At 37.6% G+C, this 15,666-nt stretch carries 17 protein-coding genes, 1 tRNA gene, 1 other RNA gene and 2 pseudogenes; 20 read left to right on the top strand and 1 reads right to left on the bottom strand.

The window, feature by feature from the left end; genetic code table 11:
* Positions 1-17 precede the first annotated feature (17 nt).
* Positions 18-257 (bottom strand): annotated as a pseudogene (locus tag HMPREF2876_RS11055) (hypothetical protein); the annotation flags it as partial.
* Between the two features lie 136 nt (positions 258-393).
* Between HMPREF2876_RS11055 and ssrA the strand changes: the two are divergent.
* The 20 genes and pseudogenes from ssrA (at position 394) to HMPREF2876_RS03335 (ending at position 15,626) form a co-directional block, all read left to right on the top strand.
* Positions 394-743: a transfer-messenger RNA gene (ssrA, locus tag HMPREF2876_RS03430) on the top strand.
* An 8-nt stretch (positions 744-751) separates the two neighbouring features.
* Positions 752-839: transfer RNA gene (locus HMPREF2876_RS03425), tRNA-Ser, on the top strand.
* 150 nt (positions 840-989) lie between these two features.
* A complete protein-coding gene (locus tag HMPREF2876_RS03420) occupies positions 990-1,370 on the top strand; it encodes a CidA/LrgA family protein (protein ID WP_024051884.1) in 381 nt (126 codons plus the stop codon).
* Positions 1,363-2,058, top strand: coding sequence for an LrgB family protein (locus HMPREF2876_RS03415; protein ID WP_070241615.1), 696 nt, complete (start codon positions 1,363-1,365; stop codon positions 2,056-2,058). The genes HMPREF2876_RS03420 and HMPREF2876_RS03415 overlap by 8 nt, the downstream gene beginning before the upstream one ends.
* Before the next feature lie 117 nt (positions 2,059-2,175).
* Positions 2,176-2,688, top strand: coding sequence for an adenine phosphoribosyltransferase (locus HMPREF2876_RS03410; RefSeq protein WP_070241616.1), 513 nt, complete (start codon positions 2,176-2,178; stop codon positions 2,686-2,688).
* Positions 2,689-2,786: 98 nt separating this feature from the next.
* Complete coding sequence (metA, locus tag HMPREF2876_RS03405; protein ID WP_070584200.1) at positions 2,787-3,731, top strand: homoserine O-acetyltransferase MetA; 945 nt, start codon at positions 2,787-2,789, stop codon at positions 3,729-3,731.
* An 8-nt stretch (positions 3,732-3,739) separates the two neighbouring features.
* Positions 3,740-4,414 carry a DnaD domain-containing protein gene (locus tag HMPREF2876_RS03400; RefSeq protein WP_003025231.1) on the top strand — a complete coding sequence of 225 codons (675 nt, stop codon included), beginning with the start codon at positions 3,740-3,742 and terminating at the stop codon, positions 4,412-4,414.
* Between the two features lie 93 nt (positions 4,415-4,507).
* A complete protein-coding gene (locus tag HMPREF2876_RS03395; protein ID WP_024051880.1) occupies positions 4,508-5,197 on the top strand; it encodes a tRNA (adenine(22)-N(1))-methyltransferase in 690 nt (229 codons plus the stop codon).
* A complete protein-coding gene (locus HMPREF2876_RS03390; protein WP_024051879.1) occupies positions 5,184-5,981 on the top strand; it encodes a Nif3-like dinuclear metal center hexameric protein in 798 nt (265 codons plus the stop codon). The genes HMPREF2876_RS03395 and HMPREF2876_RS03390 overlap by 14 nt, the downstream gene beginning before the upstream one ends.
* Before the next feature lie 12 nt (positions 5,982-5,993).
* On the top strand, positions 5,994-7,091 hold the full coding sequence (locus HMPREF2876_RS03385) for an NAD(P)/FAD-dependent oxidoreductase (RefSeq protein WP_024051878.1): 1,098 nt from the start codon (positions 5,994-5,996) through the stop codon (positions 7,089-7,091).
* Complete coding sequence (locus HMPREF2876_RS03380; protein WP_003068671.1) at positions 7,092-7,562, top strand: 8-oxo-dGTP diphosphatase; 471 nt, start codon at positions 7,092-7,094, stop codon at positions 7,560-7,562.
* 142 nt (positions 7,563-7,704) lie between these two features.
* Complete coding sequence (gene rfbA, locus HMPREF2876_RS03375; protein WP_070584198.1) at positions 7,705-8,574, top strand: glucose-1-phosphate thymidylyltransferase RfbA; 870 nt, start codon at positions 7,705-7,707, stop codon at positions 8,572-8,574.
* A gap of 3 nt (positions 8,575-8,577) precedes the next feature.
* Positions 8,578-9,171 carry a dTDP-4-dehydrorhamnose 3,5-epimerase family protein gene (locus HMPREF2876_RS03370; RefSeq protein WP_024051876.1) on the top strand — a complete coding sequence of 198 codons (594 nt, stop codon included), beginning with the start codon at positions 8,578-8,580 and terminating at the stop codon, positions 9,169-9,171.
* A 30-nt stretch (positions 9,172-9,201) separates the two neighbouring features.
* Positions 9,202-10,248, top strand: coding sequence for a dTDP-glucose 4,6-dehydratase (gene rfbB / locus HMPREF2876_RS03365; protein ID WP_070584195.1), 1,047 nt, complete (start codon positions 9,202-9,204; stop codon positions 10,246-10,248).
* A gap of 36 nt (positions 10,249-10,284) precedes the next feature.
* Positions 10,285-11,304, top strand: coding sequence for a UDP-glucose 4-epimerase GalE (gene galE, locus HMPREF2876_RS03360; RefSeq protein ID WP_024051874.1), 1,020 nt, complete (start codon positions 10,285-10,287; stop codon positions 11,302-11,304).
* Positions 11,305-11,624: 320 nt separating this feature from the next.
* Positions 11,625-12,213: pseudogene (locus HMPREF2876_RS03355) on the top strand (class I SAM-dependent DNA methyltransferase).
* 118 nt (positions 12,214-12,331) lie between these two features.
* Positions 12,332-13,027 (top strand): glycosyltransferase family 2 protein, encoded by a 696-nt coding sequence (locus tag HMPREF2876_RS03350; protein WP_070584193.1) that lies wholly within the window; start codon positions 12,332-12,334, stop codon positions 13,025-13,027.
* Positions 13,028-13,034: 7 nt separating this feature from the next.
* On the top strand, positions 13,035-13,376 hold the full coding sequence (locus tag HMPREF2876_RS03345; RefSeq protein ID WP_003025200.1) for a DUF2304 domain-containing protein: 342 nt from the start codon (positions 13,035-13,037) through the stop codon (positions 13,374-13,376).
* Positions 13,360-14,628, top strand: a complete 1,269-nt coding sequence (locus HMPREF2876_RS03340; protein ID WP_024051872.1) for a lipopolysaccharide biosynthesis protein — start codon at positions 13,360-13,362, stop codon at positions 14,626-14,628. Before HMPREF2876_RS03345 ends, HMPREF2876_RS03340 begins: the two co-directional genes overlap by 17 nt.
* Before the next feature lie 2 nt (positions 14,629-14,630).
* The gene (locus tag HMPREF2876_RS03335) at positions 14,631-15,626 is read left to right on the top strand and encodes a glycosyltransferase family 2 protein (RefSeq protein ID WP_070584191.1); all 996 of its coding nucleotides are present in this window, start codon (positions 14,631-14,633) and stop codon (positions 15,624-15,626) included.
* The last annotated feature ends 40 nt before the right edge of the window (positions 15,627-15,666 follow it).

Below are 15,666 nucleotides of genomic sequence, written 5' to 3'. Positions count from 1 at the left end.
TGCTCTGTCTCACAACTATAAATGGTTGAAATTATAACACTCAAAGGAATGAAAAGTGCTAAGATGAGCAAAGAAAGCATTGCCAGATTTCTATTGACAAGTTGTTCCATATGAATCACAAACAAACCAGAAACGATAGCGGAAAATAAAATTAAAACGATACTAAGCAAATACGCATTGAAGAGTCGCCTTGGCTCTATATAAAACAAGACAAGAAAAAGAAGAGCAGGAAGAAGCCAAATAAGATGCAATACCATAATGTGATAACAATCCTTTCAAACAGATTCCTTTTTAGTATAGCATAAAAGTTCCTGTAAAAAAGTAGATTTAAAAAACAATGGACTTAAAAATTGAAATATTATTAAAAAATATGGTATAATATTTTTATGTCTTGGGGTCGTTACGGATTCGACAGGCATTATGAGGCACATTTTGCGACTCATCGAGCGGATGTAAAGCGCCAGTTAAATATAACTGCAAAAAATAATAATTCTTACGCTTTAGCTGCCTAAAAAACAGCCAGCGTGACCAGATTCGGATCGCTCGTGTTCGATGACCGGTCTTAATAATAGCGAGATACGATTAAGCCTTGTCTAGGGGCTTGATAAGAGACTGATAGACTCGCTTGGCTTGGGCTTGAGTTATGTGTCAAAGCGAAGTTAAATCCAATACATAACCTATGGTTGTAGACAAATGTGTTGGCAGGTGTTTGGACGTGGGTTCAATTCCCACCGGCTCCATTGTTAAATATGGAAGATTACTCAAGAGGCTTAAGAGGCTGTGTTGGAAACGCAGTAGGCGTGTGAAAGCGTGCGTGGGTTCGAATCCCATGTCTTCCGTTTTGTTACAAAACGCTCGTTAGTGGCGTTTTTTCCTTACTAGAAGATAAAATGAGTGAAGAGAACGGATTCACTCATTTATTTTTTTGAAAAATATTGAAATTTTTCTGAAAAGTAGTAGACTGTTACTAGAAAGTTTGGAGGTTTCTTGTGAAATTATACGTACAATTGATGATTATTTTTTCGATTTCTTTGATAGGAGAAGGGATTTCCTATCTTTTTCATTTGCCTATCCCAGGAAGCATTATTGGCCTCATTCTTCTTTTTTCGGCTTTGCAATTTAAAATTTTCAGATTGCGGCATGTGAGTATGGTGGGAAATTTTTTATTAGCCAATATGACGATTCTATTTTTGCCGCCAGCGGTCGGAATTATGGATAAATTTCATGTCATTGCGCCTTATCTGCTGCCGATTGTTTTGATTATTGTTGGAGCGATTGTGATCAATGTGGTTGTCATTGCCGTGGTTGTTCATTTTATCAAAAATCGCTTTGAAGGAGATTACGGAGAAGGAGAAACAAGAAATGTCTAATTTGTGGGGCAATCCTTTATTTGGTTTGGCTTTATCAATCTTTGCTTATCTGGTAGGAATGTTGATTTTTCGCAGATTTCCGCATCCTTTGACAACCCCTTTACTTCTAGCCACCATATTTGTCATTGTATTTTTAAAATTGACAGGAATTTCTTACAAGAATTACTACGTAGGCGGGGCGTATTTGAATAATCTCATTGTGCCGTCAACGGTTGCACTGGGAATTCCTTTGTATAAAACATTTCATCTCATGAAACACCATGCCAGAAGCATTTTGGTTGGTACTTTTATAGCGGTAGTAGTGAATACTAGTTTTACGGCCTTGGTCGCCAAGGCTTTTGGAATGGATTTTTTCTTAGCAATTTCACTCTTTCCCAAATCAGTAACAACAGCTATGGCGGTTGGAATTACAGATAAAATGCAAGGGCTGACGACAGTGACGTTGGTAGTTGTAGTTGCAACGGGAATCTTGACAAGTGTGATCGGTCCGACTGTTTTAAAAATCTTAAAAATCAAAGATCCTGTTGCAGTAGGCTTAGCTCTTGGAGGAACGGGACATGCTGTTGGGACAGGGACAGCCTTTAAATACGGACAAGTTGCAGGAGCTATGGCTGGTCTAGCTATTGGGGTGACAGGAATTATGTATGTGATTGTCAGTCCAATTGTTGCAAGTATTATTTTAAAATAGCAAAAGACGAGAATGACTGTGCTGTGACTATTTTTTGAAAGCAAGTATGTTTTCTGCCCCATTTCCTAAAAAACATGATATAATAGAGAGTAAAAACTTTTTGATAGAAAGACAGTTATGGATTTAAAAGATTATATTGCAACCATTGAAAATTACCCGCAAGAAGGGATTTTATTTCGTGACATTAGCCCATTAATGGCAGATGGGAATGCCTACAGCTATGCCATTCGTGAAATTGTCCAATATGCTACGGACAAGAAAATTGACATGATTGTCGGTCCAGAAGCGCGTGGATTTATTGTTGGATGTCCGGTAGCTTATGAGCTTGGAGTTGGTTTTGCTCCAGTACGTAAGCCTGGGAAATTGCCTCGTAAGGTTATCTCAGCTAGTTATGAAAAAGAGTATGGTGTAGATACCTTAACAATGCACGCAGACTCTATCAAGCCTGGACAACGCGTACTGATTGTTGATGACCTTCTTGCAACGGGAGGAACGGTTAAAGCAACAATTGAAATGGTTGAACGTTTAGGTGGTATCGTTGCAGGTTGCGCTTTCCTTATTGAATTGGATAAATTGAAGGGACGCGAAGCTATTGGTAACTACGATTACAAAGTTCTCATGCATTATTAAGGTATAAGTAAAAGCTATATCTTGTTGTAAAAAAGTATAATTGAAAACTATATCTCCTTTCAGTATAATAAAAGCAGAACGTAAAAGGAGATATTTTCATGCCTATTAAAATTGATAAGAAATTACCAGCTGTTGACATTTTAAGATCTGAGAATATCTTTGTCATGGATGATGAGCGTGCAGAACACCAAGATATTCGTCCTCTGAATATCTTGATTTTGAATTTAATGCCGCAAAAACCAGTAACAGAAACGCAGTTGTTGCGTCATTTAGCAAATATGCCATTGCAACTTCGGATTGAATTTCTTTATATGACTTCTCATACCTTCAAAACGACACATGCGGACTATATGGAGACGTTTTATAAGACTTTTGATGAGATCAAGGGTCGTTATTTTGACGGTTTGATTGTCACTGGAGCGCCAGTCGAGCATTTGCCTTTTGAAGCAGTAGATTATTGGGAAGAATTTCGACAAGTTATTGACTGGTCCAAATCGCATGTTTACTCAACGTTGCATATTTGTTGGGGAGCGCAAGCGGCTCTTTATGCTCGTTATGGCATTGCCAAACACCAGATGAAGCGCAAGTTGTCCGGTATTTATAGTCAATCCACACCAGAAAAACCAAATTTGCTGTTTCGTGGTTTTGATGATGAATACGCAGCTCCTCATTCGCAGTATACAGAAGTTCGCAAAGAGGATATTTTAAATAAGAGTAATTTGGAAATTTTAGCTTGTGGAGAAGAAGTCGATGCCTCCGTTGTGGCAAGTCGTGATCTTCGCGAAGTGTATAGCTTTGGTCATTTGGAATATGACCGCGAGACCTTGGCAAAAGAATATTTGCGTGATGTAGACGAAGGGCTGAATCCGCGTATTCCAGAAAATTATTTCAAAAATGATGACGTTACTTCAGTCCCCTGTTTACGATGGAATCTGGCTGCGGCGCTGTTTTTCAACAATTGGATTAATTATGCTGTTTATCAAGAAACACCATTTGACTGGGAAAATGCAGCAAATGACGCTTCCTTGTTTGCTTATTTATAAGAGGTGCTATGACTTATTTATCAGCGTATAAGACGGGCAATTTAGTATTGCCAACTGAGCTTCTTTTTCATTTTCATGAGATATTTGATAATAGTGATGACTTTTTGGTCTGGCAATTTTTCTATTTGCAAAATACAACGTCGCTAGAAGAGATTTCTCCTGTTCAGATTGCGGAAAGTATTGGGAAATCCGTTGCAGAGGTCAATCGCTCTATGTCAAATTTGACAGAAAAAGGATTGTTGCAATATAAAACAATTGCCCTCAATGGTGAAATTGAGGCAGTTTTTGATGCACTGCCAGCGCTTGAACGATTGGATGAAATTGTAGAGAATCACTCAAGCGTTGCGCAAGCTATTTCTCAGAATGTTTTAAAAGACTTGGTTGAGACTTTTCAGCAAGAATTAGGTCGTCTCTTGACACCGTTTGAAATCGAGGATTTAACAAAGACGATTCAAGATGACAAGACCAGTCCTGAACTTGTTACTGCTGCTCTTCGTGAAGCTGTTTTTAATGGAAAGGCAAACTGGAAATACATCCAAGCTATTTTACGGAATTGGCGCCGTGAAGGCATTACAACAGTAGCACAGGTAGAAGCGAAGCGAGAAGAGCGTGAGGCGACAAATCCACAAAATATCACTGTCTCGGATGATTTTTTGAAGGCTATGGATTTGTGGCGAGATTAAGAAATCGGAGTTTATTCTCTTGGAATAGACTCTTTTTTTAGTTCCTTAAAAATGATATACTAAGTGAAACGATTATTTTAGAAATGAGTTATCATGCAAGTAAAGAATATCTCAAAACGTTTGAGAAAAGTGGCTGGTTTTGTACCACAGGATGCCAAAATCTTGGATGTAGGAAGTGACCACGCTTATTTACCGATTTATCTAATTCAGCAGGGGAGACTTTCCTCAGCCATTGCTGGTGAAGTTGTTGAGGGACCTTATCAGTCTGCGGTGACGAATGTGGCCGATAACCACATGTCCGATAAAATTTCTGTCCGCTTGGCAAATGGTCTGGTAGCTTTTGATAAAAAAGATCAGATTGACGTTATTATCATTGCAGGGATGGGAGGACGATTGATAGCAGATATTTTAGACAATGGCAGTGCGAAATTGGCATCTGTTAAGCGTCTGATTCTTCAGCCTAACAATCGGGAAGATGAACTTCGCAGGTGGTTGTGTGGTCATGATTTTCAAATTACAGAAGAAGCTATTGTGGAAGAAAATGGGAAATTTTACGAGATAATGATAGCTGAACAGGGGCATCAAGTGTTGAATGCTGAACAAGAACGCTTCGGACCTTATCTAATGAGAGAGCAATCAGCTGTTTTTCTAGATAAATGGCAGCGAGAAGTAGACAAGCTGGAAAAAGCTTTGGCTAAAATCCCCGAGAAAAATCTAACGGAACGCTCTGCTATGTCCCAAAGAATCAAGCAAATCAAGGAGGTACTGCATGCTGGCAAGTGATGTTATTAACCGTTATGAAGCATACTGTCCTAAGGATCTGTCCATGACGGGAGATGTCTGTGGACTGCAAATTGGAACTATGAATAAGGAAGTTAAGCGAGTACTGGTAGCTTTGGATATCCGCGAGCAGACAGTTGCAGAGGCGATTGAAAAAGATGTAGATTTGATTTTGGTTAAGCACGCACCGATCTTTCGGCCTATTAAGGATTTAGTGGTAGACCGACCTCAGAATCAGATTTACATCGATCTGATTAAGCACGATATTGCAGTCTATGTCAGCCATACCAATATTGATATTGTGGATGACGGTCTCAATGACTGGTTCTGTGATCTACTAGAAATCACTGATACGGATTATCTTAGCGAAACGGTTCCTGAACACGGCATTGGTCGTATTGGCAAGATTGCACCTCAGACTTTTGGAGAATTTGCAGGCAAGGTTAAGGAAACTTTTGGTCTGGATAGTTTGCGTTTGGTGACTTATTCGGATGTGGATTTGGAGCAAATGATTGAGAAAGTGGCGATCTGTGGTGGCAGTGGTCAGTCCTTTTACAAGGAGGCTTTAGCACAGGGCGCTCAGCTTTATATTACAGGTGATATTTACTACCATACAGCACAGGATATGCTGAGCGAGGGGCTTCTAGCTTTGGATCCGGGTCACCATATAGAAGTGCTCTTTGTAGAAAAATTAGTTGAAAAATTTCAAGACTGGAAAGTAGAAGAGAGTTGGGAAGTTGAATTTTTAGCCAGTCAGGTTTCTACAAATCCGTTTAAACATATCTAAGTAGGAAATTGTATGAAAAAAGTAGCGATTATCGGAGCAGGGATTGTCGGATCGACTGCTGCTTATTATCTATCGAAAAATTCTATCTTTCAGGTGACCATTTTTGATCATGGAATAGGTCAGGCAACCAAGGCAGCAGCTGGTATTATCAGCCCATGGTTTTCCAAACGGCGTAATAAAGCGTGGTATCGTATGGCACGACTGGGAGCAGATTTTTATCTGGATTTGATAGCTGATTTACAGAAGGACGGTTTTGCAACGAAGTTTTATCAGCAAACTGGCGTCTTTTTATTGAAGAAAAAAGAGAAAAGTCTGGAGACGCTCTATGAGTTAGCAAACCAACGGCGGCATGAGTCGCAACTAATTGGTAACTTGCAGTTATTTTCACGAGCGGAAGCAATGGAGTACTTTCCGGGGCTTCAAGGTTTTGACCGGCTGCTCTATGCTTCTGGAGGAGCACGCGTGGACGGTTCTTTATTGACTCAGATTCTGCTTGCGGCTAGTGGTGCAAACCTAATCCAAAAGAAAGTAAATTTGGATATTCGAGATGATGCTTGCTGGATTAATCGTTCTTGTTTTGATCAAGTTATATTAGCAACAGGAGCGTGGTTGCCTGAGCTGTTGAAACCACTAGGTTATCAAGTGGATATTCGTCCACAAAAAGGTCAATTACGAGATTATCAGACTGGTCTGATGACAAATGATTATCCAGTGGTCATGCCAGAAGGAGAGCTAGATATTATTCCTTTTCAAAATGGCAAAATCAGTATGGGCGCTACTCACGAAAATGAAATGGGCTATGATTTAAGAGTGGATCAAGACTTGCTGGATAAAATGGAACAGGAAGCTTTTTACTATTTTCCTAGTTTGTCTCAAGCAAACAGAATGAGCGAACGGGTCGGAATTCGAGCCTATACCAGTGACTTTTCTCCCTTTTTTGGTCAGGTGCCAGATCTTTCGCAAGTATTTGCAGCCAGTGGTTTAGGCTCTTCTGGTTTGACGACAGGCCCTCTCATCGGTTATCATTTAGCTCAGATGGTTCAGGGAAAAAGCGGTAGCTTAAATCCAGCGGATTATCCCATTGAAAGATACATTAAGAAAGAGAAATAGATGACAGAAAAAATTTTAAATTGGGTTAATATTTGTGTGAAAAAAGGGGACAAAGTTCTTTTGCTTAACCGCCAGCATGATGATTTTAAAGGCTGGATTCAACCAGGTGGGAAAGTTGAGTTTCCAGAATCTTTTTTTGAAGCAGCTGTGCGAGAGTTGAAAGAGGAAACAGGATTGATAGCTTTGAATTTACAGCTTAAAGGCATTTCAGGTTTTACCAATCCGACAAAAGCAGAGCGTTATGTCTATTATGATTTTCTATGTGAGAATTTTGAAGGAGAACTACTAACAAAATCACGAGAAGGTCAGCCAAAATGGTGGTCAATTGATGAACTGGATTCAATATCTATGCAGGATGATATCAGGGATAGGCTTCCTTTATACTGGCGACAAGGCTCTTTTGAGCGTATTCACTATTGGGATGAAGAAAATCATTGTATCAAAGAAACCAAGACGATATTGTATGACTGAGTTAGCAATGATTTTAGGTTAAATGTAAATCCAAGAAACTCTTACAGGAGTGTGCTTTAAAATTTTAGTTTTTAAGTAAAAAGTGACATCCGCTTTCAAAAATGGTAAAATAAAGAGAATACATTAAGAGAGGAAACTCATTATGAAAGGTATTATTCTTGCAGGCGGCTCTGGTACGCGTTTATATCCTTTGACTAGAGCTGCATCTAAACAACTCATGCCGGTTTATGATAAACCCATGATTTATTATCCATTGTCAACCCTCATGCTAGCTGGTATCAAGGATATCTTGATTATCTCAACACCAACAGATCTTCCTCGCTTTGAGGATTTGTTGGGTGATGGCTCGGAGTTTGGCATCAAACTTTCTTATGCTGAGCAACCAAGTCCAGATGGTTTGGCTCAAGCCTTTATTATTGGTGCCGACTTTATCGGTGATGACCATGTGGCTTTGATTTTAGGTGATAATATTTATCATGGACCAGGCCTTAGCAAAATGCTTCAAAAGGCTGCTTCAAAGGAAAAAGGAGCGACTGTTTTTGGTTACCAAGTGAAAGATCCAGAACGTTTTGGTGTGGTTGAATTTGATGACAATATGAATGCAATCTCTATTGAAGAAAAACCAGAACAACCACGTTCTAACTATGCAGTTACAGGACTTTATTTCTATGACAATGACGTAGTAGAAATTGCTAAAAATATCAAGCCTAGTCCACGTGGAGAGCTGGAAATCACTGATGTCAATAAGGCTTACTTAGACCGCGACGATTTGTCTGTTGAGCTTATGGGACGTGGTTTTGCTTGGTTGGACACTGGTACACATGAGAGCTTGTTAGAAGCTGCTCAATACATTGAAACCGTTCAACGTATGCAAAATGTGCAAGTAGCAAACTTAGAAGAAATTGCCTACCGTATGGGTTATATTACCAAAGAACAAGTGCATGATTTGGCACAATCACTTAAAAAGAACGAATACGGTCATTACTTATTGCGCTTGATTGGAGAAGAATAAAACATGTCTGAACAATTTTTTGAAAAGAAATTAGTAGCCCGTAAGATTGAAGCCATTCCTGGCATGCTGGAATTTGATATTCCAGTACATGGAGACAATCGTGGCTGGTTCAAGGAAAACTTTCAAAAAGAAAAAATGGTGCCCCTTGGTTTTCCAGAAAGCTTTTTTGCAGAAGGTAAGCTTCAAAACAATGTCAGCTTTTCCCGCAAAAATGTGCTCCGTGGACTCCATGCAGAACCTTGGGACAAGTACATTTCTGTCGCAGATGGCGGAAAAGTTCTCGGTTCTTGGGTTGATTTGCGTGAAGGGGAAACATTCGGAAATACCTACCAAACGGTTATTGATGCCAGCAAAGGGATTTTCGTTCCTCGCGGTGTAGCAAATGGCTTTCAAGTGTTGTCAGATACGGTTTCTTATAGCTATTTGGTCAATGACTACTGGGCATTGGAATTAAAACCTAAGTATGCCTTTGTCAACTATGCTGACCCTGCTCTTGGGATTGAATGGGAAAGTCTTGATCAGGCAGAAGTTTCTGAAGCAGATAAGAATCATCCAATGCTTAAGGATGTTAAACCTTTGACCAAAGATATGTTATAATACCCTCAGAAAATAGGAGAAAATCTTTTCATGACTGAATATAAAAATATTGTAGTGACAGGTGGTGCTGGTTTTATCGGTTCTAACTTTGTTCACTATGTGTACAATAACTTTCCAGATGTGCATATCACAGTTCTGGATAAGCTAACTTATGCTGGTAATCGTGCCAACATTGAAGAAATTCTAGGCGACCGAGTGGAGTTAGTCGTTGGAGATATTGCAGATGCAGCAATTGTTGATCAAGTAGCTAAGAATGCGGATGCAATTGTTCACTATGCAGCCGAAAGTCATAATGACAATTCTCTCAAAGATCCATCCCCATTTATCTTCACCAACTTTGTAGGCACATACACACTCTTAGAAGCAGTTCGTAAATACGACATTCGTTTCCATCATGTGTCGACTGACGAAGTTTACGGAGACCTTCCTCTTCGTGAAGATCTTCCAGGTCACGGTGAAGGACTGGGTGAAAAATTCACACCAGAAACGAAGTACAATCCAAGTTCACCTTATTCTTCAACTAAGGCAGCTTCTGATTTGATTGTCAAGGCTTGGGTGCGCTCTTTCGGTGTTAAGGCCACCATCTCTAACTGTTCAAACAACTACGGACCATATCAACACATCGAAAAATTCATTCCGCGTCAGATTACCAATATCCTTTCAGGCATTCGTCCAAAACTTTATGGTGAAGGAAAGAATGTTCGTGACTGGATTCATACTAATGACCATTCATCAGGGGTTTGGACCATTCTCACAAAAGGGAAGATTGGTGAAACCTACCTAATTGGTGCAGACGGTGAGAAGAATAACAAAGAAGTGCTAGAGCTCATTCTTAAAGAAATGGGACAACCAGCTGACGCTTACGATAGTGTAACAGACCGTGCGGGTCACGACCTGCGCTATGCTATTGATGCTAGTAAGTTGCGTAATGAACTTGGCTGGAAACCTGAATTTACTCACTTTGAAGCTGGTTTGAAAGAAACTATAAAATGGTATACAGACCACCAAGATTGGTGGAAAGCTGAAAAAGAAGCTGTCGAAGCTAACTATGCTAAGACTCAAAAAGTGTTGAAATAAACTCTATTATTGAAGCATTGTCTTTAAAGGAGAATCATGAAACATAAAATTTTAGTAACAGGTGGAGCCGGATTTATCGGAACGCATACCGTTATTGAGTTAATCAATGCTGGACACGAAGTTGTTATTGTTGATAATTTAGTGAACAGCAGCAAAAAAAGTGTAGAAGTTGTAGAACAAATTGTTGGTCAAAAAATTCCATTTTATCAAGTGGACATTCGTGATAAGAAAGCCTTACTTGAAATCTTTAAAGCAGAACAACCAACAGGTGTGATTCATTTTGCAGCGTTGAAAGCAGTTGGTGAATCAACACAAATTCCATTGACTTATTACGAAAACAACATTACAGGAACATTGACATTGCTACGCGTCATGGAAGAAGTCAATTGCAAAAATATCATTTTCAGCTCTTCTGCAACTGTCTATGGAGATCCTCATACCGTTCCAATTTTAGAAGATTTTCCTCTGTCAGTCACCAATCCTTACGGACGTACAAAACTGATGATTGAAGAAATGCTGACGGATATTTACAAATCTGATGCAAACTGGAATGTTGTCTTGCTTCGGTATTTTAATCCAATTGGTGCTCATGAAAGTGGTGATTTGGGTGAAAATCCAAATGGCATTCCAAATAATCTCTTGCCATATGTGACGCAGGTTGCTGTTGGAAAATTAAAAGAAGTGCAAGTATTTGGCAATGACTATCCAACAGTTGACGGTACCGGCGTTCGTGACTATATTCACGTGGTGGATTTGGCAAAAGGACATGTGGCTGCTCTGCAAAAAATTGAAGGAACTGCTGGTCTAAATATCTATAACCTTGGTACCGGTAAAGGATACTCTGTTTTAGAAATTATCCAAAATATGGAAAAAGCAGTCGGCAAACCAATTCCTTACAAGATTGTTGACCGCCGCCCTGGTGACATTGCAACTTGCTATGCTGACTCTACCAAAGCAAAAGAAGAGCTTGGTTGGGAAGCACAATTTGATATTACGCGTATGTGTCAAGATGCTTGGCATTGGCAAAGCAAACACCCAAATGGATTTGATGACTAAATAAAAAATATGTCAAATAGTAGACGAGGCTGGGATAGTAGTTTCTCAGCCTCGCTTATTAAATAGAAATAAGCTTGATGCACAGTAGTTGATTGTTCAAAACATTGCGTTGAAGTTGCGAATAATGCTTGCGAGGTAAGGTTAATTTTGTTTCCTAGTCAAACTCGTAAGAAGTACCTAATCAGCCTTGTGGAAGTTGACCAGAATTCACTGTTCTGAGGTTTTTGCGTGATGACTTGAAAGTAAGCTTACTAAAAAAAGTAGAAAACCAGTTAAGTATTTTTTTTGAAGAATGATTTACTTTCTGTTAAACTAAAAATATGGAACATCATTTTAATCATAAGGCAGAATCATTCGATTCTCCCAAAAATATATTTATTGCTGATCTCATTCGCCAGGAAGTGGAAAAAAATAGTAGATTTTTCTGACAAGCGCATTTTGGATTTTGGCGGTGGTACAGGCTTGGTGACTCTGCCATTAGCGGCACAATCCAAGTCAGTCATGCTTGTTGATATTTCAGATAAAATGCTTGATCAAGCTCGCCTAAAAGTGGAAAAGCAAGCCATTGATAATGTTTATTTGTTACAGCAGGATTTGTTGACAAACCCATTAAATCAATTATTTGACATCATCGTGGTTAGTCGTGTTCTTCATCATATGCCAAATGTTGAGAAGACTCTAGCAATGTTTAGAAATCATCTTGTAGAGGACGGACAGCTTTTTATTGCAGATTTTGTTAAAACAGACGTAAATCATCATGGCTTTCATCTTGATGAATTGGAAGAAAACTTATCTCAGAATGGTTTTCTGCCTGTCAAATCTCAGATAATTTATAGTGCAGAGGAACTCTTTTTAGGAAATTATGCGGAGCTTTTCTTGACATTAGCACAAAATCACTCGTTTGTATGATGAGTGATTTTGGTTTGTCTTTATAGTAAATTTCTTGTTTCTTTTATGGAAATAGTAGAAAATGCCGTGTGGATATAGTATAATGGGGTTATATAATTTTTAAGGAGAATGAGATTAAGTGAAATCTTCGGATTTATTGATTATTATCCCTGCCTACAATGAAGAAGGCTCTATTGAAAATGTTGTAAATAATATTATTCAAAATTATTCACAATATGATTATGTGATTATCAATGACGGTTCAAAAGATAGAACATCAGCCATTTGCCATGCAAACAGTTATAATATTGTGGATTTTCCGGTCAATTTAGGATTGGCAGGCGCATTTCAAACAGGACTTAGATATGCTTATGAGCAAGGCTATAAAAAGGCAGTGCAGTTTGACGCAGATGGTCAACATTTGCCTGAGTATATCTCAGTTTTAGAAGCAAAAATGAACGAAGGCTATGAAATGGTTATCGGATCTCGTTTTGTGACGGAAAAGCGCGAAACGTCTTTGCGGATGATGGGGAATATTCTCATTAGCGCAGCCATTAAATTAACCACAGGAAAGACAATCAATGATCCAACTTCTGGTATGCGGATGTTTTCTGAAGGACTTATCAAAGAATTTGCTCTCAATATCAATTATGGACCTGAGCCAGATACCGTCTCATATCTAATTCGTCATGGTGTAAAAGTAGCAGAAGCCCAAGTGCGAATGGAAGAGAGACAAGCTGGTGAGAGTTATCTGACACTTTCTCGCTCTATTCAATATATGACGCATATGTTTGTATCTATCTTGATTATTCAAAATTTCAGAAAGAGAGGGTAGACATTAAATGACTATTTGGTTTCAAATTGTATTGATTTTTGTCTCTATTATGACTTGTGCCTTTATTTTACGTAGCATTCGAAAATCACAAGTTCAAATCAACGATGCTATATTTTGGGTGTTTTTCTCTTTAATTCTATTAGTATTTAGCATCTTCCCAAGTTTAGCGGAAGCAATTGCAAGTGCATTAGGAATTGTATCAGCAGTCAATTTTATCTTTTTATTTGTCATTTTCTTATTGCTCATCAATCAATTCCAACTTACTATTAAATTATCAAAATTAGATACGAAATTTAAAAATTTAGTTCAAACAATCGCACTGAGGGAGAAAGATGAAAATAAAAACTAATCCTTCTGCTAAAGAGATTTATTTTTGGAATTTATTGGGGAATTTAGCGGCTTCAGGAGTTTCTGTCCTTTATCTACTGATTGTAACAAGATTAACTTCTGCCAAAGTAGCAGACCAATTTAGCTTGGCGAATTCCATTGGGACTCTTTGGATTGTTATCGGACTTTTCCAAGTCAGAAATTATCAAGGAACGGATGTGAATCAAAAGCATTCTTTCATAGGATATTTTCAAACTAGGTTGATAACAATTTTAGCGATGTTGGTTACATTGTATCCCTATTTATATATTGTCGGAGAAGGCCGTTATTCTTTTGAAACGACTTTACTGACATTTTTAATGATTTTGTATCGTATGTGGGATGCGGTATCTGATTTATTTCAAGGCTTATTTCAACAAAGAGAACGTATGGATATAGCTGGGAAAACAATGTTTTACCGTTATTCCACTAGTGTAGTTGTCCTGTTTCTTAGTATTTTGCTTTCGAAGTCTGTGATTGTAGGTTTATTTTCTTTAGTCATTTGGAATGGCTTAGTTATCATTTTTTATGAAACCAGTTTTCTTAAGTATTTTGAAACGATTCAATGGAAAGAACTCTTCTCTAGCAATTACAAAAAAGATATAAAAGATATTTTTCTGGCTTGTTGGCCATTATTTGTGAATGGATTTATTTTATTATATATTTTAAACGAGCCTAAGATTATTATTGAAAAAGGCCTAAATCAAGGAGTTTTGCAGACTGGCATGCAACGTGATTTTAACATTCTTTTTATGCCTGTTTTTTTTATGAGTCTCATCATTTTAATGGTTAGACCTCTGATAACCCAAATGGCTATTTTGTGGAATCGAGAAAAGTATGCAGAATTTTCTCTAATTGTGAAAAAACTCTTGCTCTATTTATTTATAGGTGGGATAGCCGTTACGATAGTGGCTTACTTCATAGGCACCCCAATTCTTAGTTTAGTATTTGGAGTGGCATTATCACAGTACACTCTTCCTTTTGCAATTCTAATCTTTGCAGGAGTTTTATATGCCTTAGCCATTGTTTTTGAAAATATTCTAACTATTATTCGAAAACAGCACTTATTAGTAGGTTTATATATCGTTTTATTAGTTATCACTAAGTTGGTAACAGAACCATTTATTTATCATTATCATATGTTAGGTGCAGCACTCAGCTTTCTGATTGTTATGACCGCTTATTTAGTCGGTATTTTTGGTATTTATATGGTAGTTGGGAGAAAAAGGAAATAAGAATGAAATATGATTTAACTGTCATTATTCCTGTTTATAATACAGAAAAATATTTAAGAAGATGCTTAGATAGTATTGTTCATCAAGATAATTTAAAAGATTGCTCTTTACGCATTATTTGCGTCAATGACGGGAGTACTGATCGTTCGGAAGAAATTATTAAGGAGTATGCTGCAAAATATCCATTTATCGAATTGTTTTCAAAGGAAAATGGAGGAATTGCAGATGTTCGTAATTTTGGTCTTGCTCACATTGAAGATAGTTTGTATACTGTTTCACTCGATTCAGATGATTTTTGGGAAGAATCATTTATTACAGAATTTTTAAAGGTTAAAAAGCAAGGAGCAGATATAATATTTTTTGATATTAATTTAGTAGACTTTCAAGGAAAACTTATCAATGTCCTAAGAGTTCATCCTTACTCTGAGAAATATAGTCAAAAAGAAGATTATATGGTTATAAAGCATGCTGTTTGGTCTAAAATTTGTAAAACAAGCTTGTATAATGGGATACAGTTTCCAAAAGGAAAATTATATGAAGATTTGGCAGTAATGCCATACTTAACGTCAAAATCAACTGATATTGCATATATAAAAAAACCACTAATTAATTATGTCATTAATACTCCAGGTTCAATCATGAATTCAAGAAAGTCAAATATTTTTGATATCTATGATGCTTTAGAGTATCTGTTTGCTTTATTTGGTGATGATTTTGATAAATATAAAGAAGAATTACAATATTTGGCCTTGGAACATCTATGTGTTGGTCATACCTACAGATTATTGAAATATCCAGAAGTGAAGAAGCAAGATTTTAAAGATATTATCCTCTTTATGGAAAAGTATTTTGGAAAAAACTGGGAAAAGAATAAATATATCAGACAAGGTGTACAAAAAGTAAATATTCACTCTAAACTAGCTTATGTTGTACCATTGTTTTTAAAAGTATTGAAGAATGAATGGTTTGGGTTATTATTGTTGGCAAAAAAACGCTAATATTCTATTAAAAAAGATTGGAGAATGGGTAATTGTGATA

This window comes from Streptococcus sp. HMSC073A12 (assembly GCF_001812815.1).
GTDB classification, from domain to species: domain Bacteria; phylum Bacillota; class Bacilli; order Lactobacillales; family Streptococcaceae; genus Streptococcus; species Streptococcus vaginalis.
This window is presented reverse-complemented; position numbering and strand designations above follow the sequence as displayed.

Bases quoted from the DNA above. Each gene is read 5' to 3' on its own strand.
- HMPREF2876_RS03345 (WP_003025200.1), top strand. From the start codon at position 13,035: ATGACTATTTGGTTTCAAATTGTATTGATTTTTGTCTCTATTATGACT.
- metA (WP_070584200.1), top strand. From the start codon at position 2,787: ATGCCTATTAAAATTGATAAGAAATTACCAGCTGTTGACATTTTAAGA.
- HMPREF2876_RS03370 (WP_024051876.1), top strand. From the start codon at position 8,578: ATGTCTGAACAATTTTTTGAAAAGAAATTAGTAGCCCGTAAGATTGAA.
- rfbA (WP_070584198.1), top strand. From the start codon at position 7,705: ATGAAAGGTATTATTCTTGCAGGCGGCTCTGGTACGCGTTTATATCCT.
- rfbB (WP_070584195.1), top strand. From the start codon at position 9,202: ATGACTGAATATAAAAATATTGTAGTGACAGGTGGTGCTGGTTTTATC.
- HMPREF2876_RS03410 (WP_070241616.1), top strand. From the start codon at position 2,176: ATGGATTTAAAAGATTATATTGCAACCATTGAAAATTACCCGCAAGAA.
- galE (WP_024051874.1), top strand. From the start codon at position 10,285: ATGAAACATAAAATTTTAGTAACAGGTGGAGCCGGATTTATCGGAACG.
- HMPREF2876_RS03385 (WP_024051878.1), top strand. From the start codon at position 5,994: ATGAAAAAAGTAGCGATTATCGGAGCAGGGATTGTCGGATCGACTGCT.
- HMPREF2876_RS03380 (WP_003068671.1), top strand. From the start codon at position 7,092: ATGACAGAAAAAATTTTAAATTGGGTTAATATTTGTGTGAAAAAAGGG.
- HMPREF2876_RS03415 (WP_070241615.1), top strand. From the start codon at position 1,363: ATGTCTAATTTGTGGGGCAATCCTTTATTTGGTTTGGCTTTATCAATC.
- HMPREF2876_RS03395 (WP_024051880.1), top strand. From the start codon at position 4,508: ATGCAAGTAAAGAATATCTCAAAACGTTTGAGAAAAGTGGCTGGTTTT.
- HMPREF2876_RS03335 (WP_070584191.1), top strand. From the start codon at position 14,631: ATGAAATATGATTTAACTGTCATTATTCCTGTTTATAATACAGAAAAA.
- HMPREF2876_RS03400 (WP_003025231.1), top strand. From the start codon at position 3,740: ATGACTTATTTATCAGCGTATAAGACGGGCAATTTAGTATTGCCAACT.
- HMPREF2876_RS03390 (WP_024051879.1), top strand. From the start codon at position 5,184: ATGCTGGCAAGTGATGTTATTAACCGTTATGAAGCATACTGTCCTAAG.
- HMPREF2876_RS03340 (WP_024051872.1), top strand. From the start codon at position 13,360: ATGAAAATAAAAACTAATCCTTCTGCTAAAGAGATTTATTTTTGGAAT.